The organism is Mycobacterium sp. RTGN4 (assembly GCF_033804635.1).
Taxonomy (GTDB): Bacteria; Actinomycetota; Actinomycetes; order Mycobacteriales; family Mycobacteriaceae; genus Mycobacterium.
In genome coordinates this window covers 532,272-553,100 of record NZ_JAPZLB010000002.1, presented here as the reverse complement: position 1 = coordinate 553,100, position 20,829 = coordinate 532,272, and the positions used below count along the sequence as shown (strand labels likewise).

Sequence of the window (20,829 nt, the reverse complement as noted above, 5' to 3'; positions counted from 1 at the left end):
TCAAGGGTTTCGCACGCACTCGTAGGTCAGCGGGATCTCGTCGCCGAGTTCGACCACGTCGAACTGGTCGGGCGCAATCGAACTGAACGACTGCGAGTCGAGGTCGAGCTCAGACCACTTGGCCTTGCTGGTGCGGTCGTCGGCGAAGGTCAGCGCGATGTTGCCGCCGTCAGACAGCAGCATGCCGTACTTCTTGAGGGCCGCGATCACGGTCTGCTCTGCGGGGTTGTACGACGAATCGTCGAAATCGGACTTCAACCGGAAGCGCACCCCGTAGGGCGGCGCATTTGGGTCCGTGCTTTCCGGGCCGCCCGCGTGGGTGGCCGGGCGAACGTAGACACCTTCCTTCATCCTGTCGTTCGGAAGGATGAAACGAATCGCGTGTTCGATTGTGCCGGAGGCTACTTCGTCAGCCGTGGGCGTAAGCGCCGAAATCGGGAAGCCGGCCGCGTCGGCGCTGGTGCACTGATCCCCGCGGAGCGTCTCGGGATACTCCTTTGCAAGGTCCCAGATCCAGAACCCGCCTGCGGTCAGCTCGTCGCCGGACTTGTTGGCCTGGTACACCTCGTAGAGCTTCTGCTCGTCACGGTCCGCCACCAGCAGGTGGCAGTCCTCCTGGCCCTCGGTGTTGCCGGAGGTGTCGCAGGTGAGGTCCTCGGAGCCCTCGATGGTGGCCTCGGCCGGAATTGGCATTTCCGCGGGCACGTCGTCGCAGTCTGGACCGCCGTAGCAGTATTCCTCTGCGCCAACGACCTTGACCTTGGGCGTCGACGAATCCGCCTCGAAGACCGTGATCGAGAAGTCCGTCTGGAGCTTGTTGTCGTTGCCCCAGCCGCCCGCGTCATTCAGCGCGCTGATGATGGCCGCGCTGCGCTCGGATGGAGCAGCGCCGGAGACGTCCTCGGTCCACGGCACGGCAGCCGAGAACAGGCCACCGCCGGCAGCCTGTGCGCTCGACGTCGGCCCTGCAGCCTTGCTGCTCGATGGCTTTTCAGAACTGCGGTCGGCGTTCTTGATGGGATCGCTCGCACACGCGGTGGCCAAGCACGCCACCGCCGCGATCGCGAGCCCCGCCCTTGCGGAAGCCCTCATATCCATGGAGTCGACGCTATCGACGCGCGTGACCGAATAAATCGGGTGTTTCCCTACGCGTGCTGCCCTCGTCGAGCCTGGCCGTGCATATCATCGGGTTCCCGGATGGAGGGCACTTCCACGAGTACGGACGTCACACTGCGCCAGCTTCGCTACTTCGCCGTGCTGGGTGAAGAGCTCAACTATCGACGGGCAGCGGAGCGGCTGTTCATCACGCAACCCGCCCTCTCCACCGCGATCAAGCAACTCGAGCACCAAGTGGGCGTGCCGTTGTTCATTCGCAGCACCCGCGAGGTCGCACTCACCGAACTCGGTGCGGCGTGGATGCCGACGGTCCAGGACGCGCTTGCCGGCATCGACTCAGCTGTGGACCAGCTCGGCGTGCTGTCCAGCCGCAATCGGCGGATCCGGCTGGGCTACCTCATCGGTACCGGAGCAGACGTGCTGTTCCGGCTGATTCGACATTTCGAGGCCGCCTTCCCTGAAATAAGCGTGGAACCACGGGAATTCGACTTCTCCGACCCAACGGCCGGACTTGCCGACGGTACCACCGAGGTGGCGATCATCAGGCCGCCGGTGGATCTGCCCGAACACCGAATGCTCATTCTCGACGCCGAGAATTGGGTGGCGTGCCTACCTCGCGATCATCGGTTCGCAAAGCGCAGCGAGGTGGCGATCGCCGAACTGCTGGACGACCCCATCGTCGTCGCGCCTGGCAGTGCCGGCCGGTGGCGCGACTACTGGATGGCGATGGACGCTCGAAGCGGCGCAACGCCAACCATCGCGGCCGTCGCTTCCACGTACGAAGAGGAGACCACGACGGTCGCGCGCGGTCTCGGCATCAGCTTTACGAGCGAGGCGAGCGCCCGGCTCTACAACAGGCAGGGCATCGTTTACGTGCCGATCATCGACCGGCGCCGCAACTACACCGCACTGGCCTGGCATCCCGCCCGGCTGGGCAAGGACGCGGCCGCGCTGATTCAACAAGTCCGCGACGAGTGGTCCTTCGAGGAGGGGCAATCTCCGGAGCGGCCGGCCACCTTCTCTTAATGAGCGGGGCCACTCATAACCCATGGTTATCAATAGATCAGAAATGGGAACTTCCGTCAGCGCCCTCACGTGCGGTTATCTCGGTTCACACGCCTTCGAATCCCTGGAGCTCCCGATGACCGACACGGCACCACGCACCACTCCACCTCCACTCTCCGACGAAGACGCCAAACTGTCAGAGTTTGGCTACACGCAGAAGCTCGACCGCTCGGTCGGCAAGCTCGCGTCCTTCGCCATCGGCTTCGCCACCATCAGCGCCACGACGGCGGTGTTCACCGGCTTCGGTGCCGGCTACTTCACCGCAGGCGGGCCATTCGTCTGGACCCTGCTGCTCGCCGCCGCGGTGTTCGTGATCTGGACGCTGATCGCCGCGGACCTGACCGCCAAGATCCCCTTGGCCGGCTATTCATACCAGTGGACCAGTCGCCTCGTCGGCTCGACGATGGCGCTGTTCACCGGCGTGCTGGCGCTGGCCGGATGGATTTGCGGCATGACCGGTGTCGGCTTCATTCTGTCCGGCTACCTCGGCAGCCTGTTCGGCTGGAACATGAGCCAGACCGCGCAGATCCTCGTCGCCATCGGCGTGATGGCCGTCTGCATGCTCATCAACCTGTACGGCGTGCGGTTCGCGACGATGGTCAACAACATCGGCGTCAGCCTCGAGTTCGTGATCACCGTCGGCGCAACGATTCTGGTCGCGATCGTCGCCTTCTCCTCGCCGGACAACCACCAATCCGTTTCGGTGCTCTTCACCGGCGGCACGTCTGACGGCAGTACCCCGTATGTCCTGGCCTGGCTGGCCGCGTCGCTCGGCCCCTTCTTCGGACTCATCGGAGTGGAGGCAAGTGCGGACATCGCCGAGGAGACGAAGGACGCGCGGCGCGTCATTCCGCGCACGATGTTCTACGCGTTGACCGCCTCGATCGTCATCGAGTTCGGCATGTACGTCGTCTACGTGCTCGCGATCAAGGATGCAGACGCCGTTCAGGCCGCATCCGCTGCCCCCATCGAGGAGATCATCACCCAGCAGGTCGGCCCAGTCATCAGCAAGATCGTCGTCGCCGTGGCCCTGACCAACGTGCTGGCGTGCATCCTGGCCAACATCCTGGTCGCCACCCGGCTGACCTACTCGATGGCTAGGGACAACATGCTGCCGTTCTCCCACATCTGGCGGCACGTGTCCCCGACGAACCGCACGCCCACGTACGCGGTGCTCGGAATCTTCGGTTTCTCGACGGTCCTGCTGCTCTTTGCCCTGGTCAGCGAGAAGGCGTTCTTCCTCATCCTCGGACTGTCCTCGCTGGCGGTCTGCGCGATGTACCTCCTGCAGACCATCGCCGTGATGATCGCCACCCGGCGTGGAACCATCCCGGCGGCCGAGCCAGGAACCTTCGATCTCGGTAAGGCCCGCGTGCCGGTGGCAGTGGTCGCGGCCATCGCCTTCACCCTGGTGTGCGCCGCGCTGATTTTCCTCCCGCAGTTCGCGGGCAACGGCTACGTCTTCCTCGGACTGCTCGCGCTCGCCACGCTCTGGGCCTTCACCGGGTTGCGTAAGCGGCTGGCCACCGGCGAGGCCGGACCGGACTTCGCCAAGACCCACATCAACTGAATAACCAAGATTCACAAGCTATTTCGAAAGGAACATCATGACACTCACCACCGACCTAGGCGCAAGCAACCTGGTCGCCGTGGAGCCCGGCGCCGCCATCCGTGAGGACACTCCCGCCGGCTCGGTGATCCAGTACAGCGACTACGAACTGGACACCTCCAGCCCCTTCGCGGGCGGGGTGGCCTGGATCGAAGGCGAGTACATCCCGGCCGAAGAAGCCAAGATCTCCATCTTCGACACCGGATTCGGACACTCCGACGTCACCTACACCGTCGCCCACGTGTGGCACGGCAACATCTTTCGGCTCGACGACCACATCGACCGCCTGCTCGACGGCGCCGGCAAACTGCGCCTGGACGCAGGCCTGAGCAAGGCCGAACTGGCCGAGATCACCCGCAAGTGCGTCTCCATGTCGCAGCTGCGCGAATCCTTCGTGAACCTGACCATCACCCGCGGCTACGGCAAGAAGAAGGGTGAGAAGGACTTATCCAAACTCACCCACCAGGTCTACATCTACGCGATCCCCTACCTGTGGGCGTTCCCCCCCGCCGAGCAGATCTTCGGCACCACCGCGATCGTCCCCCGTCACGTGCGCCGCGCAGGCCGCAACACCGTCGACCCGACCATCAAGAACTACCAGTGGGGCGACCTGACCGCGGCCAGCTTCGAGGCCAAGGACCGCGGCGCCCGCACCGCGATCCTGCTCGACTCCGACAGCTGCGTGGCTGAAGGACCCGGCTTCAATGTCGTCATCGTCAAGGACGGCCAACTCGCGTCACCCTCGCGAAATGCGTTGCCGGGCATCACCCGCAAGACGGTGTTCGAGCTCGCCGATCAGATGGGCATCCCGGCCACCCTGCGCGACGTCACCAGCCAAGAGCTCTACGACGCCGACGAACTGATGGCCGTCACCACCGCAGGCGGTGTCACGCCGATCAACACCCTCGACGGGGAGAAGATCGGCGACGGCACACCCGGCCCCATCACCGTCGCCATCCGAGACCGCTTCTGGGCGTTGATGGACGAGCCAGGCCCGTTGATCGAGGCCATCTCTTACTGATTTGTGGAGTATTTCCGGTGCCCAGCACCGGAAATACTCCACAAATCGCAGGGGTCACAACGACGCCCACATGAACTTCCCAGGCACATATGCCACCATTTTGAGGAGCGGATGCCTCTGCCGGGCACCGCAGACTCATGGGCGCTCTGTTGCCACGAGCCCCATCGATGATGGGAGAACATCTTGCGCCGGTTGTTGATCACGGCCTTCATGGCAGTTCTGTTGCCCGTATTCGCAGGCTTCGTGGGCGGCTCCGCCACGGCGAACGCGTTCTCGCGCCCCGGGCTGCCGGTCGAGTACCTCCAGGTGCCGTCCGCTTCCATGGGCCACGACATCAAGGTCCAGTTCCAGAGCGGCGGGCCCAACTCGCCCGCGGTGTACCTGCTGGACGGACTGCGCGCCCAGGACGACTTCAACGGCTGGGACATCAACACCCCGGCCTTCGAGTGGTACTACGGTTCTGGTCTGTCGGTCGTCATGCCCGTCGGCGGCCAGTCCAGCTTCTACAGCGACTGGTATTCGCCGGCGTGCGGCAAGGCTGGCTGCCAGACGTACAAGTGGGAGACGTTCCTGACCCAGGAACTGCCCGCCTACCTGGCCTCCGAGAAGCAGGTCAAGTCCACCGGCAGCGCCGCGGTCGGGCTGTCGATGGCCGGCTCGGCGTCGATGACGCTGGCGATCTACCATCCGGAGCAGTTCATCTACGCGGCATCGCTGTCGGGTTTCTTGAACCCCTCCGAGGGGTCATGGCCTTTCCTGATCAACGTGTCGATGGGTGACGCGGGCGGCTTCAAGGCGAATGACATGTGGGGCCCAACGGAAGATCCGAACAGCGCCTGGAAGCGCAACGACCCGATGGTGAACATCCAGCAGCTGGTCAACAACAACACCCGCATCTGGGTCTACTGCGGCAACGGCACCCCTGGCGACCTCGGCGGGGACAACCTGCCCGCCAAGTTCCTCGAAGGCCTGACCATCCGCACCAACCGGACGTTCCAGGACAACTACGTCGCTGCGGGCGGCAAGAATGGCGTCTTCAACTTCCCCGACAGCGGCACGCACGACTGGGGCTACTGGGGCCAGCAGTTGCAGCAGATGAAGCCCGACCTCCAGCGGGTGTTGGGCGCCACGCCGACCGCGACGTGACCTCGACTCGTTGAGATAGCGGCTAGCCCTCGCCGTCCTCACCGTGCTTGCGTAGTTCGCGCTTGAGGATCTTGCCCGTCGGGTTGCGCGGCAGTTCGTCGAGGAAGATCACTTCGCGCGGAACCTTGTAGCGCGCCAAGTGATCTCGGACGTACACCTTGATGGCGTCCTCGTCGATGCTCGCCCCTTCGGCCTTGACGACGAAGGCGCGCAGGCGATGCCCCCACTCCTTGTCCTCGACGCCGAGCGCGGTGGCCTCGATGACCTCGGGATGCCCGCTGATCAGGTCCTCGATCTCGGCCGGGAACACGTTCTCGCCGCCGGACACGATCATCTCGTCGTCGCGGCCACTGACGTACAGCAGTCCGTGCTCGTCGAAGTAGCCGACGTCGCCCGATGACATGAGCCCGTCGATGATCTGCTTTCCGCCGCCGCCGGTGTACCCCTCGAAGGGGAAGGTGTTGCCCACGAAGATGCGGCCCACCTGGCCCTGCTCGACCTCCTTGCCGTTGTCGTCGAAGAGCTTCACCTTGACGCCCTTGACGACGGGCCCGACGGTCGCCGGATTGATCGACAGGTCCTTGGGCCGCGCGATGGTCGCGAACGCGATCTCCGTTGAGCCATAGAGGTTGTAGATGACCGGGCCCAGGTCCTTGAGCGCCCTTGTGGCCAGTTCCGCGCCGAGCTGGGAGCCGGACACGAACACGATCTTCAGGCTCGATAGGTTCGGCTTGCGTTCCATGCCGTCGAACGCGTCGAGGACGCGGGACAGCATCACCGGCACGACGACCATCGCCGTCACCTTGTGCTCCTCGATGTCGGCGAGCACGGTGGCCGGTTTGAAGCGTCGGCGCAGCACCAGCGTGGAGCCGAGCATCATCGCGATGGTGGCGTGCAGGAAGCCGAGCGCGTGGAACATCGGGGCGGGCAGGGACGTCACCTCACCCGACTTGAACGGCACGTGCGACAACACGCCGCCGATGGGGGCCAACGACGGCGGAGTGCTGCGGTTGGCGCCCTTCGGCGTTCCGGTGGTGCCGCTGGTCAGGATGATGATCTTGGAATGCGCCGCGGCCTTCGGAGGCGGATTCGGCTTGCTGCGGGCGATCAGGTCGGCGAGCGTCTCGTCGGTGCTCTGCGACGGCTCGTCGTTGTCCGGGTTGGTCGGCAGTGCGCGCAGCCTGCCGAGTTCGGGCTCGGCCGCGGAGACGGCCTTGGTGTACTCGTCGTCGAAGATGATGAGCTTGGCGCCCTCGCGCTCGGAGACCTCCTTGATCTGCGGACCGGAGAACTCGCTGTTGAGCAGGATCAGCCGCACGCCGACCTTGGCGGCGCCGTAGAGCGCGATCAGGAACCAGCGATGGTTGCGGATCAGCAGCGCCAGCCCGTCGCCACCCTTGACGCCGATTCTCAGCAGGCCGTTCGCGACGGCGTTGGCGGCGTCGTCGAGCTCCTTGAACGTCAACTCGCCGTCGTCGTCGATCACGGCGATGCCGTTCGGATTGCGCCGCGCGTTGAGCGCCGGGATCATCCCGAACTCGCCCCAGCGCCTGATGTCGGCGAGCATGGCCGCGATGTTCTGCGGCGGCTCGAGCTTGAGCGCGCCCGCTTCGAACATTTTGCGGGCGTAATGGAGCTCGGCTGAACCGCGCTCCCAGTACTTGCCGACGGACTCTTGAATCTTGGCCGCTGCCTGCAATGGGAGGTCAGTGAGACTGGGCCGGGCGTTGGACATGGCCCCACCTTATGTGACGAGCGTCGCACTCGGGACAAGTAACTACCATGGCTTTATGGCCGGTGCGCTGACCCTGGACGTGGGCGGTCGCACGGTGTCGGTATCCAATCCCGACAAGGTCGTCTTCCCCGAGCCTGGGCTCACCAAGCTGGACCTGATCAACTACTACCTGGCCGTTGCCGACGGCGCGCTACGCGGAGTCGCGGGTCGACCGATGATCCTCAAACGGTTCGTCAAAGGCATCTCGCAAGAGGCGATCTTCCAGAAGCGCGCGCCCGAGAAGCGGCCCGACTGGATCGAGGTCGCCGAACTGAAGTACGCGTCGGGCACGTCGGCCAAGGAGGCGGTGCTCCGCGACGCGGCCGGACTGGTCTGGGCCGTCAACCTTGGCTGCGTCGACCTCAATCCCCACCCCGTGCTCGCCGAGGATTTGGACCACCCCGACGAACTTCGCGTGGATCTGGACCCCATGCCCGGCGTCGAATGGGCCCAGATCGTCGACGTCGCCATGGTGGCCAGGGAAGTGCTCTCCGACTACGGGTTGACGGCCTGGCCAAAGACGTCCGGCTCCAAGGGCTTTCACATCTACGCGCGCATTGCGCCGGACTGGCCGTACAAGCAGGTGCGACTCGCCGCCGAGACCATCGCACGGGAAGTCGAACTCCGCGCACCTGAGTTGGCCACCAGCAAGTGGTGGAAGGAAGAACGCGGCGAACGCGTCTTCGTCGACTTCAACCAGAACGCCAAGGACCGCACCGTCGCGTCGGCCTACTCCGTCCGGTCGCGGTCCGACGCCCGGGTGTCGACGCCACTTCGCTGGGACGAGGTGCCCGACTGCCTGCCCGAGGCGTTCACGGTGGCGACGGTGCCCGCCCGCTACGCCGAGCTGGGCGATCCGTGGGAGGGCATCGACGACGCGGCGGGTCGGCTGGACGGGTTGCTGGACCGGGCGAAGGAACTGGGCCCCATGGAAAGGTCAGCGAAGGCGTCCGACAAATCCGGTCGCCGTGCGTCGACCATGCCACTCATCGAGATTGCCCGCACGAAGACCAGGGACGAGGCGATGGCCGCGCTCGATACCTGGCGTGGACGCCATCCCGGCGCGGCCGAAAAACTCGAGCCCGTGGACGTGCTCGTCGACGGGATGCGCGGGCCTTCTTCGATCTGGTACCGCATCCGCATCAACCTCCAGCACGTGCCAGAGCAAGAGCGGCCGCCGCAGGAGGAGTTGATTGCGGACTACTCGCCGTGGACCAATTACTCCGGCCCCCAGTGGCAGCGTTAGAGCGTTTGCTCGCAGCGGTCCCAAGGACTCTTAGCGAAGTATTAGCCGCTACTCAACGGTAAGCCAAGGTGCATGGCTAGTTTCGAGGACAGGTTGAGGTGACGGCGTCGTCCGCAGCCACCCAGCGAACAGGAACGAGGCTCATCATGACGATCGCGAGATCCATCTCCGCGCCGGATCGTGGCTTCCGCTATGGAAATCCGGCGCTCGACTGTGAGCGTGCCCAGATGAGTGCCCTCTGCCGTCAACTCGCCACCATCGTGTCGGTGACAGGCGAGGTCGACGACGCGAACATCGGCCGAGTCACGCAGTACGCCACGCGATACGTGTTGTGCGAGAAGCCCTTCGTGCTCGATCTGAGCGGCGTTGAGGCCTTCTCGGATCGCGCCGTCGCGCTGCTGTACGCCATCGATGACGCCAGCTACGACGTAGGCATCGAGTGGGCGGTCGTGGCCAGTCCCGCGGTCATTCGCGTGATGAGCAACTACGGCGACCCCGCCGACTTCCACACCGTTGACTCGGTGCCCGAGGCGTTGCACCACTTCGCCGACACCACCGCGGCGCGCAGGCGCCTGCTTCCGATCATGACCAAGTCCGCTTAAGAGACAGGACAGAATGATGTTGCTCGACTTTCGGGGGCTCGTCCACCTGCTCCGCAGGCGCAAGCCGGCGCCGTCCGCTCCGGTGGTCGCCCACCGGCCGACGCACCACGCACACGCCGCCTGACCGACCGCGCTAGCGTCCAACGGCTGCCACGGCAGCTGCGATCGGTGTCTCACCGCTGATCAATTCGAACGTCTGCCCTGCGGTGTCGGGTGCGTCCAACACCGCCACCAGAACGGCCGCCACATCCTGCCGGGGCACGTCGCCGCGTCCGGTCGAGGCCGCAATCAACACCAGGCCCGTTCCGTCGTCGTCGGTCAGGTGGCCCGGTCGCACAACCGTCGCCTGTAGCTCGGTGCGGGCCAGCACGTCTTCGTCCGCAGCCGCCTTGGCCTGCAGGTATGCCGCGAACACCGGGTCAGACGGGGCCGTGTCCTCGACGCGGCTGTCGGCGCCCATCGCCGAGACCATCAGGTAGCGGCCGACGCCGGCTTCGATCGCGGCATCAGCGAGGAGCACCGCTGCGGCGCGGTCGACCGTGTCCTTGCGGGCAGCGCCACTGCCAGGGCCTGCGCCCGCGGCGAAGACCACGGCGTCGGCACCCCGCACGTGCCCGGCAACCTCGGCGACCGTGGCGTGCTCGAGGTCGATGACGGCAGCCTCGGCGCCCGCGGCCTCCAGGTCCGCGGCGTGCGCCGGATTCCTGACGAGCCCGACGACCGTGTCGCCCCGCTGGGTCAACAGCCGTTCGAGTCGGAGTGCGATCTTGCCGTGGCCACCTGCGATGACGATCCGCTTACTCATGCCGCGAACACCTGGGAGTCATCTGCAAAAGCCTTGAATTCCAAGGCATTTCCTGCCGGATCCAATAGAAACATGGTCCACTGCTCTCCTGTCTCGCCCTCGAATCGGACGTAGGGTTCGATGACGAATTCGACGTCGGCCGCGCGCAGTCGGTCCGCGAGCGCTCGAAACTTCGGCACCTCGAGGATCAATCCGAAATGCGGGACCGGCACGTCGTGCCCGTCAACCGGATTGTGGATGGGTCGGACGCGCCCAGGGGCAAGGTGGGTCACCACCTGGTGGCCGCTGAGGTTCCAGTCCACCCAGGTTTCGGCGCTTCGACCCTGCTCGAGGCCGAGCACGTCGCCGTAGAAGCGTCTGGCCGCGGCCAGATCGTCGACCGGCATGGCCAGATGGAACCGGGGTATGGGCGAGTCGAGCGTCGTCATGGTCCCCACGATAGGCGCGCAAGCCATGCCGAATGAGTTACGGTTGTACAAACGGTTGGCTCAGCACCGATTGAGGATCGAAACAATGGATGACACCTCCGCACTGCGTCCTGGCCTACTCGTGATGTCGAAGAACGTCGCCGACGCCGTGCACGGGGTGGGCGGGCTCATCTTCGATCGGGCTCGGCATGGGTGGCAGGTCACGGTCCTGGTTCCGGCAGGAGCGGATGCTCGTCCGCTGGCCATCCTGGGAGCTGAAGTCGCCGGGCTGGGGGCGACGCCCGGCGGGCACCGCCAACGCCACACCGCGCTGGTGGCGTCGTCCGCGTTGTACGTAGACGACCGCCGCGCCAGGTCGGAAGTGGAATCCGCGCTGGCCACCAGGGCCACCGAGGTGCTCGTCTGGGGTCGGGCACTGCCGGGCGCACTCGACCGCGGCAGCCGGTCGGTCACCTATCGAATGAGCGGGGCGGCGCGCGCATTCAAGGCGCAGGCACTGCGCGCGGCCGGCCTTCCATTCGAAGACACCGAACCCGTCGAGACCTTCCGCACCACGTGCGCCCCCGAAGTGCTCGCCAGGGAGTTCGACGTTGCGGGCTAACCGGGCGTCGGTGCTTGGGCAGCTTCGACGTCGATGAGGATGTTGATGACGGGCAACGCGACGCGTGCGGCCAGGTCAAGCGCGTCGCGTTGGTGCTGGGACAGCATCATCAACAGCTCGCCGAGGCGCTCGCGGACGCCGTCCTGACGATCGAGCACCAGCTGTCGGCCGCCATCGGTCACCGTCACCAACGCCGCGCGCCGGTCGATCGGATCGGTCAGCCTGGCGACGAGGCCCTTGCGCTCCAGCCGTTGGATCAACTGCGTCATCGAAGGCTGGCTGACCTCGACCGATGATGCCAGCGCGGTGAGCCGGACCGGGCCTTCGGCGTGCAGCCGATACAGCACCGCCGACGCCGTGGGGCTCAGCCCGGTGCGATCGAGCAGATGCCGGGACAAAAGCACCGTGGCCTGCGACAGCAGCTCATTGACGCTGTCGACATCAACTTCCCGCGACGTCACGGCGGCACCATACATCACGACACAATGGAATGTGACGGCCGACACTTTGGCCGGTCGCTGTTGGTCCGATCACCCGATGCTACGCACTCGGGTCCGCCCATGCGAATGTTGTTCGACTGCAACAGTTTCTTTCCGGCTGGCCGGCCGTTCGCCTCAAACACGGCGAGCTTGCGCTGGATAATATTAGCCGTACTATATATCTGTGCAAAGCATCCCGGCGGCATCCGCATGAGTACTCACTCGGACGAAGCCACCACGGACGCCATCCCTACCGGGAGGCATGCAGCCCGCCCAGCCCTCCCGCGGCTCATCCGAACGCTCGCACTCCCGATCATCCTCGGCTGGGTGCTTCTCATAGTCGTCCTGAACGTCGTCGTGCCTCAGCTCGAAGAGGTGGGGAAGCTCCGTTCGGTGTCGATGACCCCCGACGCCGCCCCGTCGATGATCTCGATGCAGCACATCGGCAAGGTCTTCCAGGAGTTCGACTCCAACAGCGCGGCGATGATCGTGCTCGAGGGCCAGGAACCGCTCGGCAACGAGGCGCACACGTACTACGACCAGCTGATCAAGAAGCTCGAGGCCGACACCAAGCACGTCGAACACGTGCAGGACTTCTGGAGCGACCCGCTCACCGCATCCGGGTCGCAGAGCAATGACAACAAGGCCGCCTACGTTCAGGTCTACCTCCGCGGCAACCAGGGCGAAACGCTGGCCAACGAGTCCGTCGAGGCCGTCAACCAGATCGTGCACAGCGTCACCCCGCCGCCGGGCGTGCAGGCCTATGTCACCGGCGCCGCCGCGCTCGCCGCGGACCAGCTCACCGCGGGCGACAGCAGCATGCAGCTGATCGAAGCGGTGACCTTCACGGTCATCATCGTCATGCTGTTGCTCGTCTACCGATCGATCGTCACGGTGCTGATCACCCTGGTGATGGTCGTGCTCGAGCTCGCGGCCGCCCGAGGAGTGGTGGCGTTCCTCGGATTTCACAACATCATCGGACTCTCGACGTTCGCGACCAACCTCCTTGTCACGCTCGCGATAGCCGCGGCGACGGACTATGCGATCTTCCTGATAGGCCGATATCAGGAAGCCCGCGGAGTGGGCGAAGATCGAGAGTCCGCCTACTACACCATGTTCGGGGGAACGGCCCACGTCGTGCTTGGGTCCGGACTGACCATCGCGGGCGCGACGTTCTGCCTGAGTTTCACGAATCTTCCGTATTTCCAGACGCTCGGCGTCCCACTGGCCATCGGCATGGTGGTCGTCGTACTCGCCGCGCTAACTCTTGGTCCCGCAGTGATCTCGACGGCCAGTCGCTTCGGCAAGGTGCTCGAACCCAAGCGCGCGATGAAGGTGCACGGCTGGCGCAAGCTCGGCGCCGCCGTCACCCGTTGGCCCGGCCCGATCCTCGTCGGCACCATCGCGCTCGCACTCGTCGGATTGCTGACGCTGCCCGGCTACCGCAACAGCTACAACGACCGGAACTACCTACCGAAGAGCGTTCCGGCCAACGTGGGCTACGCCGCGGCCGACCGGCACTTCTCGCCGGCGCGCATGAATCCCGAATTGCTGATGATCGAGAGCGACCACGATCTGCGCAATTCGGCGGACTTCCTGGTCATCAACAAGATCGCCAAGGCCGTCACGGCGGTGCCCGGCATTGCCGAGGTACAGACCATCACCCGGCCCGAGGGCAAGCCCATCGAGCACACGACCATCCCGTTCCAGCTCGGCCAGCAGAGCGTCCCTCAGATCATGAATCAGAAGTACACCGAGGACATGCAGGCCAACATGCTCAAACAGGCCGACGACATGCAGTCCACCATCGACACGCTGACGCAGATGTCGGCGCTCACGCAGCAGATGGCCGACACCACGCACTCGATGGTCCAGAAGACCAAGGGCATGACGGTTGACATCGCCGAATTGCGCGACAACATCTCCAATTTCGACGACTTCTTCCGGCCGCTGCGCAACTACTTCTACTGGGAACCGCACTGCTTCGACATCCCAGGGTGCTTTGCCATCCGGTCGGTGTTCGACACGCTCGATGGCATCGACACCATGACCGACGACATCCAGAATCTGTTGCCCGATCTCGAGCGCCTCGATCAGCTGATGCCGCAACTGGTCGCGTTGATGCCGTCGCAGATCGAGACCATGAAGTCGATGAAGCAGATGATGCTGACGATGTATCAGACCCAGAAGGGTCAGTCGGATCAGCAGAAGTCGGCCTCGGAGAACTCGTCGGCCATGGGCGAGGCGTTCGACAAGTCCCGCAACGACGACTCGTTCTACCTACCGCCGGAAGCGTTCGACAACCCCGACTTCAAGCGCGGCATGAAGAACTTCATCTCGCCCGACGGCCACTCGGTGCGCTTCATGATCCAGCACGAAGGGGATCCGCTTACGCCGGAAGGCATTTCGCACATCGATGCCATCAAGCAGGCGGCCAAGGAAGCGGTCAAGGGCACTCCACTGGAGGGCTCCAAGATCTACCTGGCCGGAACGGCCGCCACCTTCAAGGACATGTCCGACGGATCGACGTACGACTTGATGATCGCGGCCATCGCCGCGTTGGCGTTGATCTTCATCATCATGCTGATCATCACCCGCGCCGTCGTCGCCGCGGCCGTCATCGTGTTGACGGTCATCTTGTCCCTCGGCGCCTCGCTGGGGTTGTCCGTGCTGATCTGGCAGCACCTCATCGGCACCGACCTGCACTGGATGGTGCTGCCGATGTCGGTCATCATCCTGTTGGCCGTCGGCGCCGACTACAACCTGCTGCTCGTCGCGCGGTTCAAGGAGGAGATCCACGCCGGTCTCCACACGGGCATCATCCGCGCGATGGGTGGAACCGGATCGGTCGTGACGTCGGCTGGCCTGGTGTTCGCGTTCACCATGATGTCGATGGCGGTCAGTTCGCTCACCGTGATCGGGCAGGTCGGTACGACCATCGGCCTTGGCTTGCTGTTCGACACGCTGATCGTGCGGTCGCTGATGATGCCGTCGATCGCGGCATTGCTCGGCAAGTGGTTCTGGTGGCCGCAACTCGTCCGTCAACGGCCGGTGCCCGTGCCGTGGCCCAAGGCGGTTCAGGCCGAGACAACCGCGCCGGTCTAACTTGTCCGGATGAGCATCGTCAGCGCCGCTGCGCGTCCTCATCCCGACCGCCTCCGCCCGACGCTCTATCCCGTTCGGAGCACTGTCGAAGCCCGCTTCGGCGACATGGACGCCAATCGTCACCTGAATAATCTTGCGCTCGAGGCGATGCACGAGAACGCTCGCGCAACGCTCAACACGCAGGTCTTCCCCGGCGTGTACACCGCGTCGGACCGCAGGTACCGGATCGTCGCCGCGAATAGCGTCGTGCACTTTCTGCGCGAATCGCACTGGCCTGCGACCATTCACACGGGCATCGGAATCGGACGGATCGGGCGGACGTCGTACGTCGCATCGACGGGGCTATTCGTGGCCGACGCGTGCATCAGCCTGTGCGACACCGTGCTGGTGTTGCTCGACGACGACGGCCCGGCCCCGATACCGGATGACGCGCGTGCCCAGTTGACGGCGCTGCTGCTTGCGGCGTCCCCCGAATAGCCCGCGGCGGTCACTACTCGCTCCGATATCGTCATCAGCGACGCGGAGTTTCCCTGCGCCGCTGAGCTCTGTGGAGGACGACCCATGACTGCTGTGCCCGACACCAAATCCCTACCCAACGGCCAGGACGTCGAGTCCGCGATCGCCGAAGGTGCCCACGCCTACGAGCTTGATCGCAAGCACGTCTTCCACTCGTGGTCGGCGCAGGCCCAGATCACCCCGATGACGGTCTTGGCGGCCGACGGCTCCTACGTGTGGGACGGCGACGGCAACAAGCTGCTCGACTTCTCCTCACAACTGGTCTTCACCAACATCGGGCATCAGCACCCGAAAGTCGTTGCCGCCATTGCCGAACAGGCCGCCAAGTTGTGTACCGTCGCCCCGCAGCACGTCAACGCGGCCCGCTCCGAGGCCGCCCGACTGATCGCCGAGCGCACCCCGGGCGACCTGGATCACGTGTTCTTCACCAATGGTGGCGCCGACGCCGTCGAGCACGCCGTGCGGATGGCGCGCCTGCACACCGGCCGCTACAAGGTGCTCTCGCGCTACCGCTCCTATCACGGCGGCACCGACACCGCGATCAACCTGACCGGCGACCCGCGCCGCTACCCCAACGACTACGCCAGCAGCGGCGTCGTGCACTTCAACGGCCCGTTCCTGTACCGGACGTCGTTCCACGCGGAGAACGAGCAGCAGGAAACCGAACGCGCCCTGGACTACCTGGACCGGCTCATCCAGCACGAGGGTGCGACGTCGTTCGCCGCGATCATCCTGGAGTCCGTGCCCGGCACCGCGGGCATCATGGTGCCGCCGCCGGGGTACATGGCCGGCGTGCGCGAGCTCTGCGACCGCTACGGCATCATGCTCATCGCCGACGAGGTGATGGCAGGCTTCGGCCGGACCGGAAAGTGGTTCGCCATCCAGCATTTCGACGTGATTCCCGACCTGATGACCTTCGCCAAGGGCGTCACCTCCGGCTACGTGCCGCTCGGCGGAGTCGCGATCAGCGACGCCATCTACAACACGTTCACCGACCGCGCCTACCCCGGCGGGCTGACCTACTCCGGCCACCCGCTGGCTTGTGCCGCGGCGGTCGCCACCATCAACGCGATGGAAGACGAGCACATGGTGGCCAACGCCGCCCGCATCGGATCCGACGTGCTCGGCCCCGGTCTGCACGAGCTGGCCGCCAAGCACCCCTCAGTCGGCGAAGCCCGCGGGCTGGGCGTGTTCTGGGCACTCGACCTGGTCGCCAACCCGCAGACCCGCGAACCGCTGGCCCCCTACGGCGGCTCCAGCCCCGCGATGAACGCCGTGATCGGCGCCTGCAAGGCCAACGGCCTGCTGCCGTTCGCGAACTTCAACCGCATCCACGCCGTGCCCGCCTGCAACATCAGCGACGCCGAGGTCGCCGAAGGACTCAAAGCCCTCGACGCCGCACTCACCGTCGCCGACGAGCACGTCACCGGCTAGTCGAGTTCGCCTGCGATTCCGCGCTCGAGGCTCAAGCGCGTGGACTCTGGCAGCACGATGAGGCCGTCGAGCTCGTTACCTGCGAGTTCGTAAGCCTGCGAGCGCTCCGGCGGCGTCGCGGTGGAATCACCTGCCACCCGCAGCAGACTCTGCGCACGGGCAATCCGCTGCTGCGCCTCGCGCGAGAATTCGCCGCGCCGGACGCGGAATGCCTCGGCCTCGGCAGCGTTGAAGGCCGTCACGTAGTCCTCGACCGCCGCGAGGTAGTCACCTGCCGACGACCGGCCGTCGAGCAGTTCCTCGGCACGCTCCGGGCGAAGCAGGTCGGCTCGCAGCTTGGCTTTGTGAAACCGCATCACCAGGGGGTTCGTCATGTCAGTCATGAGCGGGAAGTCGAGCAGCTTGGCCGCATCGAGCTCGTAGTCGAGCCACCGCGTGTCCGTGCGGGTGTGTTGCTCGATGATGCGGGTCACGGTGCGCCACTGGGTGCCCTGGTCGTTGGTGGTGGGCAGGCGCTGAGCCATGCCAGCGTCCGCGGGCTCACGCGGGCCGGTCGCGCGACGCCAGGCCCCGACCGCGGCCCACACCGCGCCCGCGACCGGTAGTGCGAACAGCAGCAACTCGGCCAACCGGAATATCAAGCCCACCTGCCCAGGATGCCTGAAACTAACAGGGTGAACAGGGTCGCGACGCTGACGTCAGTAAATGTCGGGCTACCCAAAGACGTGCCGTGGAACAACCGCACCGTCCACACCGGGGCGTGGAAGACGCCGGTGGCCGGGCCCCGGATGGTGCGTCGGCTCAACATCGACGGCGACGGGCAAGGCGATCTCGAAGGCCACGGCGGGGAGAACCGCGCGGTGCTGGTCTACCAACTCGACTCTTATCGCCACTGGGCGAAGGAGTTTCGCCGCACTGACCTGACGCCCGGGTTGCTGGGCGAGAACCTCACCGTCGACGGGTTGCCGGACGACGAGGTGTGCATCGGGGACCGGTACCGGATCGGCCAAGCGGTATTCGAGGTGACCCAGCCGCGCGTCACCTGCTACCGGGCGGGTATGCGCATCGGTGAGCCTCGGATGGCGGCGTTGCTGGTGTCGCACCGCAGGCCGGGGTTCTACTGCCGGGTGATCACCGAGGGTGAAGTCGAAGCGGGCCAGGAGATCGTCAAGGTCAGCACCGGGCCCGAACGGGTGACCGTCGCGGAAATCGACGCGCTGCTCTACCTGCCCGGCCACCCGCACGATGCGCTCGAACGCGCGCTGCGAATCCCCGCGCTGAGCCGCGGTTGGCGGGGCTCGTTGGAGCGCATGGCCGAACAAGCCAGCTCTGGCTCCGCCGCGTCCGGCAACGTGGGTCTGACCGCGAGTAGCCCTCCTCCTGCGTGGCCGGGATTCCGTCAGCTGAGCGTGGCGGACGTTCACGACGAGAGCGCCAGCATCCGCTCGTTCACGTTGGCCACGCCCGATGGCACTCCGCTCCCGAAATGGCTTCCAGGGCAATCGATCGCACTGCGTTTTCGGGCGGACTCCGAGAACTCCACGCTGATCCGCAACTACTCGTTGTCCAACGAGCCGGGCTCGGCCGAGTACCGGATCGGCGTCAAGCGGGAACTTCGCGGAGCCGGCAGCGGATACCTTCACTCCCACGTGAAGGTCGGTGACACGCTCGACGTAGCTGCGCCGCGGGGCACGTTCTTCCTCACCGACGGCGACAACCCGGTGATCCTGCTGTCCGCCGGAGTGGGTGTCACCCCGGTGCTTTCGATGCTGCATTCGCTCGCGGGTACCAACAGGCCGGTCTGGTGGCTACACGGAGCCCGCAACCGCGCCGAGCAGGCCTTCGGAGGCGAGGTCAGCGCGCTGCTGGAACGCTTGCCCAACAACATATTTCGGGTCTTCTACAGCCGCCCAACTCCCGCTGAAGTGCAACCCGCCGAACGGATGTCCGCTGCCGGAATCACCGCCCTCGGGCTACCCGACGACGCCGATGCGTACCTGTGCGGCCCCGCCGCGTTCATGGCCGAGCTGAGCAGCACGCTCGTCGCCAACGGACTGGAGCCCGCGCGGATACACACCGAATTGTTCGGCGCCGCAGCCGCACTCACGCCAGGGATCGCAACCAGCGCGGTTGCGCCGCATCAGCCGGTCGGGCCGCGCGGCACTGGACCAGAAGTCTCGTTCGCGCGCAGCGGCATCGCGTCGCCATGGGGTCCGCCGAGCACCAGCCTGCTGGAATTCGCCGAGGCCTGCGACGTCCCGACGCGGTGGTCATGCCGGACCGGGGTATGTCACAACTGTGAGACCGCATTGCTGTCCGGGGCGGTCCGTTACGACCCCGAACCGCTGGACCCGCCTGCCGAAGGCAACATCCTGATCTGCTGCGCTCAACCGGTCGAGGACGTCGTCGTCGACCTGTGACCGCACCACCTGTCCAGCGCCTCGGGCAGCCCCTGATGGGGTGTGGCTCCCACCCAGCCGACGTAGCCGTCCGGCCGAATCAACACCACCGACGGGGCTGACACCCTGCCGAGCACCGGAAGCTCCCAATCGCCAACATATTTCGCGTCGACCAGCCGGATCCGTCGGGCCCAAGGCGCGAGGTCGAGCCGTAGTGGTGCGTCGAGGTTCAGCAGGATGGGGCGGGCGTCGTTGAGCATGGAGTACACCCGCCGCGGGCCATGCGCGGTGACCACGTCGAGATCCGGCATGCGACGCCCAAGCAGCGGATGTCCCTCACCGAGGTCGTAGTGGATGTCGAGCCCGGTCATCATCGCGCCGATCCGCGTGCGCGGTTCCTCCATGTCCAACAGCTCAGACATCGTGTCGCGCAACGCATCGATGCGCTCGCCGGGGCCGCTCAGCGCAGTCTGGGCCATCGTGTTGCGCAATACCCGAGCGGCCACCGGATGCCTTTCGGCGTGGTAGGTGTCCAAGAGGCTTTCATCCGACGTTCCCTTGACCACCTGAGCCAGCTTCCACCCTAGGTTGACCGCGTCCTGAATCCCGGTGTTGAGCCCCTGTCCGCCGATCGGAAAGTGCACGTGTGCCGCGTCCCCGGCCAGCAGCACCCGCGCCGCCCGGTAGGACGCCGCTTGGCGTGTCACGTCCGTGAACCTGGAAACCCACGTGGCACTGTGCATTCCGTAGTCAGTCCCCCGTGCGGCGATGAGCGCGGCGCTGACGTCACGCAACGTCGGCACGTCGGTGCGGCCCAGTTCCGGTTCGGTCACCAAGACCCGCGTCGGACCCCCGCCCTCGATGTTCGCCAGGACGTGCAGCGCCCCGCCGTCCCGGTGGATGCCCCACTCGGGCTCCGCGGTGGTCTGGACGTCGGCGACCAGGCAGCTCGTGGTCGGGTCCCAGCCGGGAAACTCGATTCCGGCCATCTTGCGAATTGCGCTTCGGCCCCCGTCGCACCCGACCAGGTATGCCGCCCGCAGCGCTTGGCCGTCGGATAGCCCGATGACGACCCCGGTCTCCTGCTGCGTGAAGGCCTCGACGTCACGGCCGTAGTAAACGGGCACGCCGAGCTCGGCGACCCAGTCCGCCAGGATGCGCTCGACGCGGTACTGCGCCAACCCCAGCACGTAGCTGTGCCGCGTGGGGAAGTCGCTGACATCGAGGAAGATTCCGGAATAGTGCACGGCCTGGGCAGTCCATCCCCTGTCGAGGAACCGATCCGCCACCCCGCGCTGATCGAGCACCTCAAGTGTGCGTGACGTCAGGCCGCCGGCACGGGAGCCCTCGACGTCGTGACTGGTCCGCCGTTCGACGATCGCGACGTCGACGCCCGCCAGGGCCAATTCGGCGCCAAGGACGAGACCCGTCGGGCCGCCGCCGGCGATCACCACCGCGTGATCGGTCATGACCGCCCCCTTTC

General features: G+C 65.7%; 18 protein-coding genes. 11 read left to right on the top strand and 7 right to left on the bottom strand.

Translation table 11 applies throughout. The annotated features are described in order from the left end of the window. Complete coding sequence (locus tag SLQ30_RS06575; RefSeq protein WP_319447373.1) at positions 1 to 1,098, bottom strand: hypothetical protein; 1,098 nt, start codon at positions 1,096 to 1,098, stop codon at positions 1 to 3. Positions 1,099 to 1,197: 99 nt separating this feature from the next. Here SLQ30_RS06575 and SLQ30_RS06570 point away from each other — a divergent pair, with 99 nt between their 5' ends. The 4 genes from SLQ30_RS06570 (at position 1,198) to SLQ30_RS06555 (ending at position 5,957) form a co-directional block, all read left to right on the top strand. Continuing rightward, on the top strand, positions 1,198 to 2,142 hold the full coding sequence (locus tag SLQ30_RS06570) for a LysR family transcriptional regulator (RefSeq protein WP_319447374.1): 945 nt from the start codon (positions 1,198 to 1,200) through the stop codon (positions 2,140 to 2,142). Positions 2,143 to 2,257: 115 nt separating this feature from the next. Continuing rightward, complete coding sequence (locus SLQ30_RS06565) at positions 2,258 to 3,751, top strand: APC family permease (protein ID WP_319447375.1); 1,494 nt, start codon at positions 2,258 to 2,260, stop codon at positions 3,749 to 3,751. 37 nt (positions 3,752 to 3,788) lie between these two features. Next, positions 3,789 to 4,811 carry an aminotransferase class IV gene (locus SLQ30_RS06560; RefSeq protein WP_319447376.1) on the top strand — a complete coding sequence of 341 codons (1,023 nt, stop codon included), beginning with the start codon at positions 3,789 to 3,791 and terminating at the stop codon, positions 4,809 to 4,811. A 210-nt stretch (positions 4,812 to 5,021) separates the two neighbouring features. After that, on the top strand, positions 5,022 to 5,957 hold the full coding sequence (locus SLQ30_RS06555) for an alpha/beta hydrolase family protein (RefSeq protein WP_319447665.1): 936 nt from the start codon (positions 5,022 to 5,024) through the stop codon (positions 5,955 to 5,957). Between the two features lie 22 nt (positions 5,958 to 5,979). Here SLQ30_RS06555 and fadD2 read toward each other — a convergent pair whose 3' ends face one another. Next, positions 5,980 to 7,692, bottom strand: a complete 1,713-nt coding sequence (fadD2, locus tag SLQ30_RS06550; protein ID WP_319447377.1) for a long-chain-fatty-acid--CoA ligase FadD2 — start codon at positions 7,690 to 7,692, stop codon at positions 5,980 to 5,982. 55 nt (positions 7,693 to 7,747) lie between these two features. On the opposite strand from fadD2, the gene ligD reads away from it, so the two are divergent. Both ligD and SLQ30_RS06540 read left to right on the top strand, forming a co-directional pair. Further along, positions 7,748 to 8,977 carry a non-homologous end-joining DNA ligase gene (gene ligD / locus SLQ30_RS06545; RefSeq protein ID WP_319447378.1) on the top strand — a complete coding sequence of 410 codons (1,230 nt, stop codon included), beginning with the start codon at positions 7,748 to 7,750 and terminating at the stop codon, positions 8,975 to 8,977. A gap of 146 nt (positions 8,978 to 9,123) precedes the next feature. Next, positions 9,124 to 9,579 (top strand): STAS domain-containing protein, encoded by a 456-nt coding sequence (locus tag SLQ30_RS06540; RefSeq protein WP_319447379.1) that lies wholly within the window; start codon positions 9,124 to 9,126, stop codon positions 9,577 to 9,579. 133 nt (positions 9,580 to 9,712) lie between these two features. Here the strand turns inward: SLQ30_RS06540 and SLQ30_RS06535 are convergent, their stop codons facing one another. Then, positions 9,713 to 10,384, bottom strand: coding sequence for an NAD(P)H-binding protein (locus SLQ30_RS06535; RefSeq protein WP_319447380.1), 672 nt, complete (start codon positions 10,382 to 10,384; stop codon positions 9,713 to 9,715). Continuing rightward, on the bottom strand, positions 10,381 to 10,812 hold the full coding sequence (locus tag SLQ30_RS06530) for a VOC family protein (RefSeq protein WP_319447381.1): 432 nt from the start codon (positions 10,810 to 10,812) through the stop codon (positions 10,381 to 10,383). Before SLQ30_RS06530 ends, SLQ30_RS06535 begins: the two co-directional genes overlap by 4 nt. An 85-nt stretch (positions 10,813 to 10,897) precedes the next feature. Between SLQ30_RS06530 and SLQ30_RS06525 the strand changes: the two genes are divergently transcribed. Further along, a complete protein-coding gene (locus tag SLQ30_RS06525) occupies positions 10,898 to 11,413 on the top strand; it encodes a hypothetical protein (RefSeq protein ID WP_319447382.1) in 516 nt (171 codons plus the stop codon). Here SLQ30_RS06525 and SLQ30_RS06520 read toward each other — a convergent pair. After that, on the bottom strand, positions 11,410 to 11,874 hold the full coding sequence (locus tag SLQ30_RS06520; RefSeq protein WP_319447383.1) for a MarR family transcriptional regulator: 465 nt from the start codon (positions 11,872 to 11,874) through the stop codon (positions 11,410 to 11,412). The two genes, SLQ30_RS06525 and SLQ30_RS06520, sit on opposite strands and share 4 nt — an antisense overlap. 228 nt (positions 11,875 to 12,102) lie before the next feature. Here SLQ30_RS06520 and SLQ30_RS06515 point away from each other — a divergent pair, with 228 nt between their 5' ends. From SLQ30_RS06515 to SLQ30_RS06505, 3 genes are all read left to right on the top strand, one after another. Next, positions 12,103 to 14,997: an MMPL family transporter gene (locus tag SLQ30_RS06515; RefSeq protein ID WP_319447384.1), complete on the top strand. Its 2,895-nt coding sequence runs from the start codon at positions 12,103 to 12,105 to the stop codon at positions 14,995 to 14,997. A gap of 9 nt (positions 14,998 to 15,006) precedes the next feature. Further along, positions 15,007 to 15,474 carry an acyl-CoA thioesterase gene (locus SLQ30_RS06510; RefSeq protein WP_319447385.1) on the top strand — a complete coding sequence of 156 codons (468 nt, stop codon included), beginning with the start codon at positions 15,007 to 15,009 and terminating at the stop codon, positions 15,472 to 15,474. Positions 15,475 to 15,558: 84 nt separating this feature from the next. Then, on the top strand, positions 15,559 to 16,947 hold the full coding sequence (locus tag SLQ30_RS06505) for an aspartate aminotransferase family protein (protein ID WP_319447386.1): 1,389 nt from the start codon (positions 15,559 to 15,561) through the stop codon (positions 16,945 to 16,947). Here the strand turns inward: SLQ30_RS06505 and SLQ30_RS06500 are convergent. Continuing rightward, positions 16,944 to 17,594 (bottom strand): hypothetical protein, encoded by a 651-nt coding sequence (locus SLQ30_RS06500; RefSeq protein ID WP_319447387.1) that lies wholly within the window; start codon positions 17,592 to 17,594, stop codon positions 16,944 to 16,946. The two genes, SLQ30_RS06505 and SLQ30_RS06500, sit on opposite strands and share 4 nt — an antisense overlap. Before the next feature lie 27 nt (positions 17,595 to 17,621). On the opposite strand from SLQ30_RS06500, the gene SLQ30_RS06495 reads away from it, so the two are divergent. After that, the gene (locus tag SLQ30_RS06495) at positions 17,622 to 19,367 is read left to right on the top strand and encodes an MOSC and FAD-binding oxidoreductase domain-containing protein (RefSeq protein WP_319447388.1); all 1,746 of its coding nucleotides are present in this window, start codon (positions 17,622 to 17,624) and stop codon (positions 19,365 to 19,367) included. Here SLQ30_RS06495 and SLQ30_RS06490 read toward each other — a convergent pair. Then, positions 19,334 to 20,815: an FAD-dependent monooxygenase gene (locus SLQ30_RS06490; RefSeq protein WP_319447389.1), complete on the bottom strand. Its 1,482-nt coding sequence runs from the start codon at positions 20,813 to 20,815 to the stop codon at positions 19,334 to 19,336. The two genes, SLQ30_RS06495 and SLQ30_RS06490, sit on opposite strands and share 34 nt — an antisense overlap. Positions 20,816 to 20,829 lie beyond the last annotated feature (14 nt).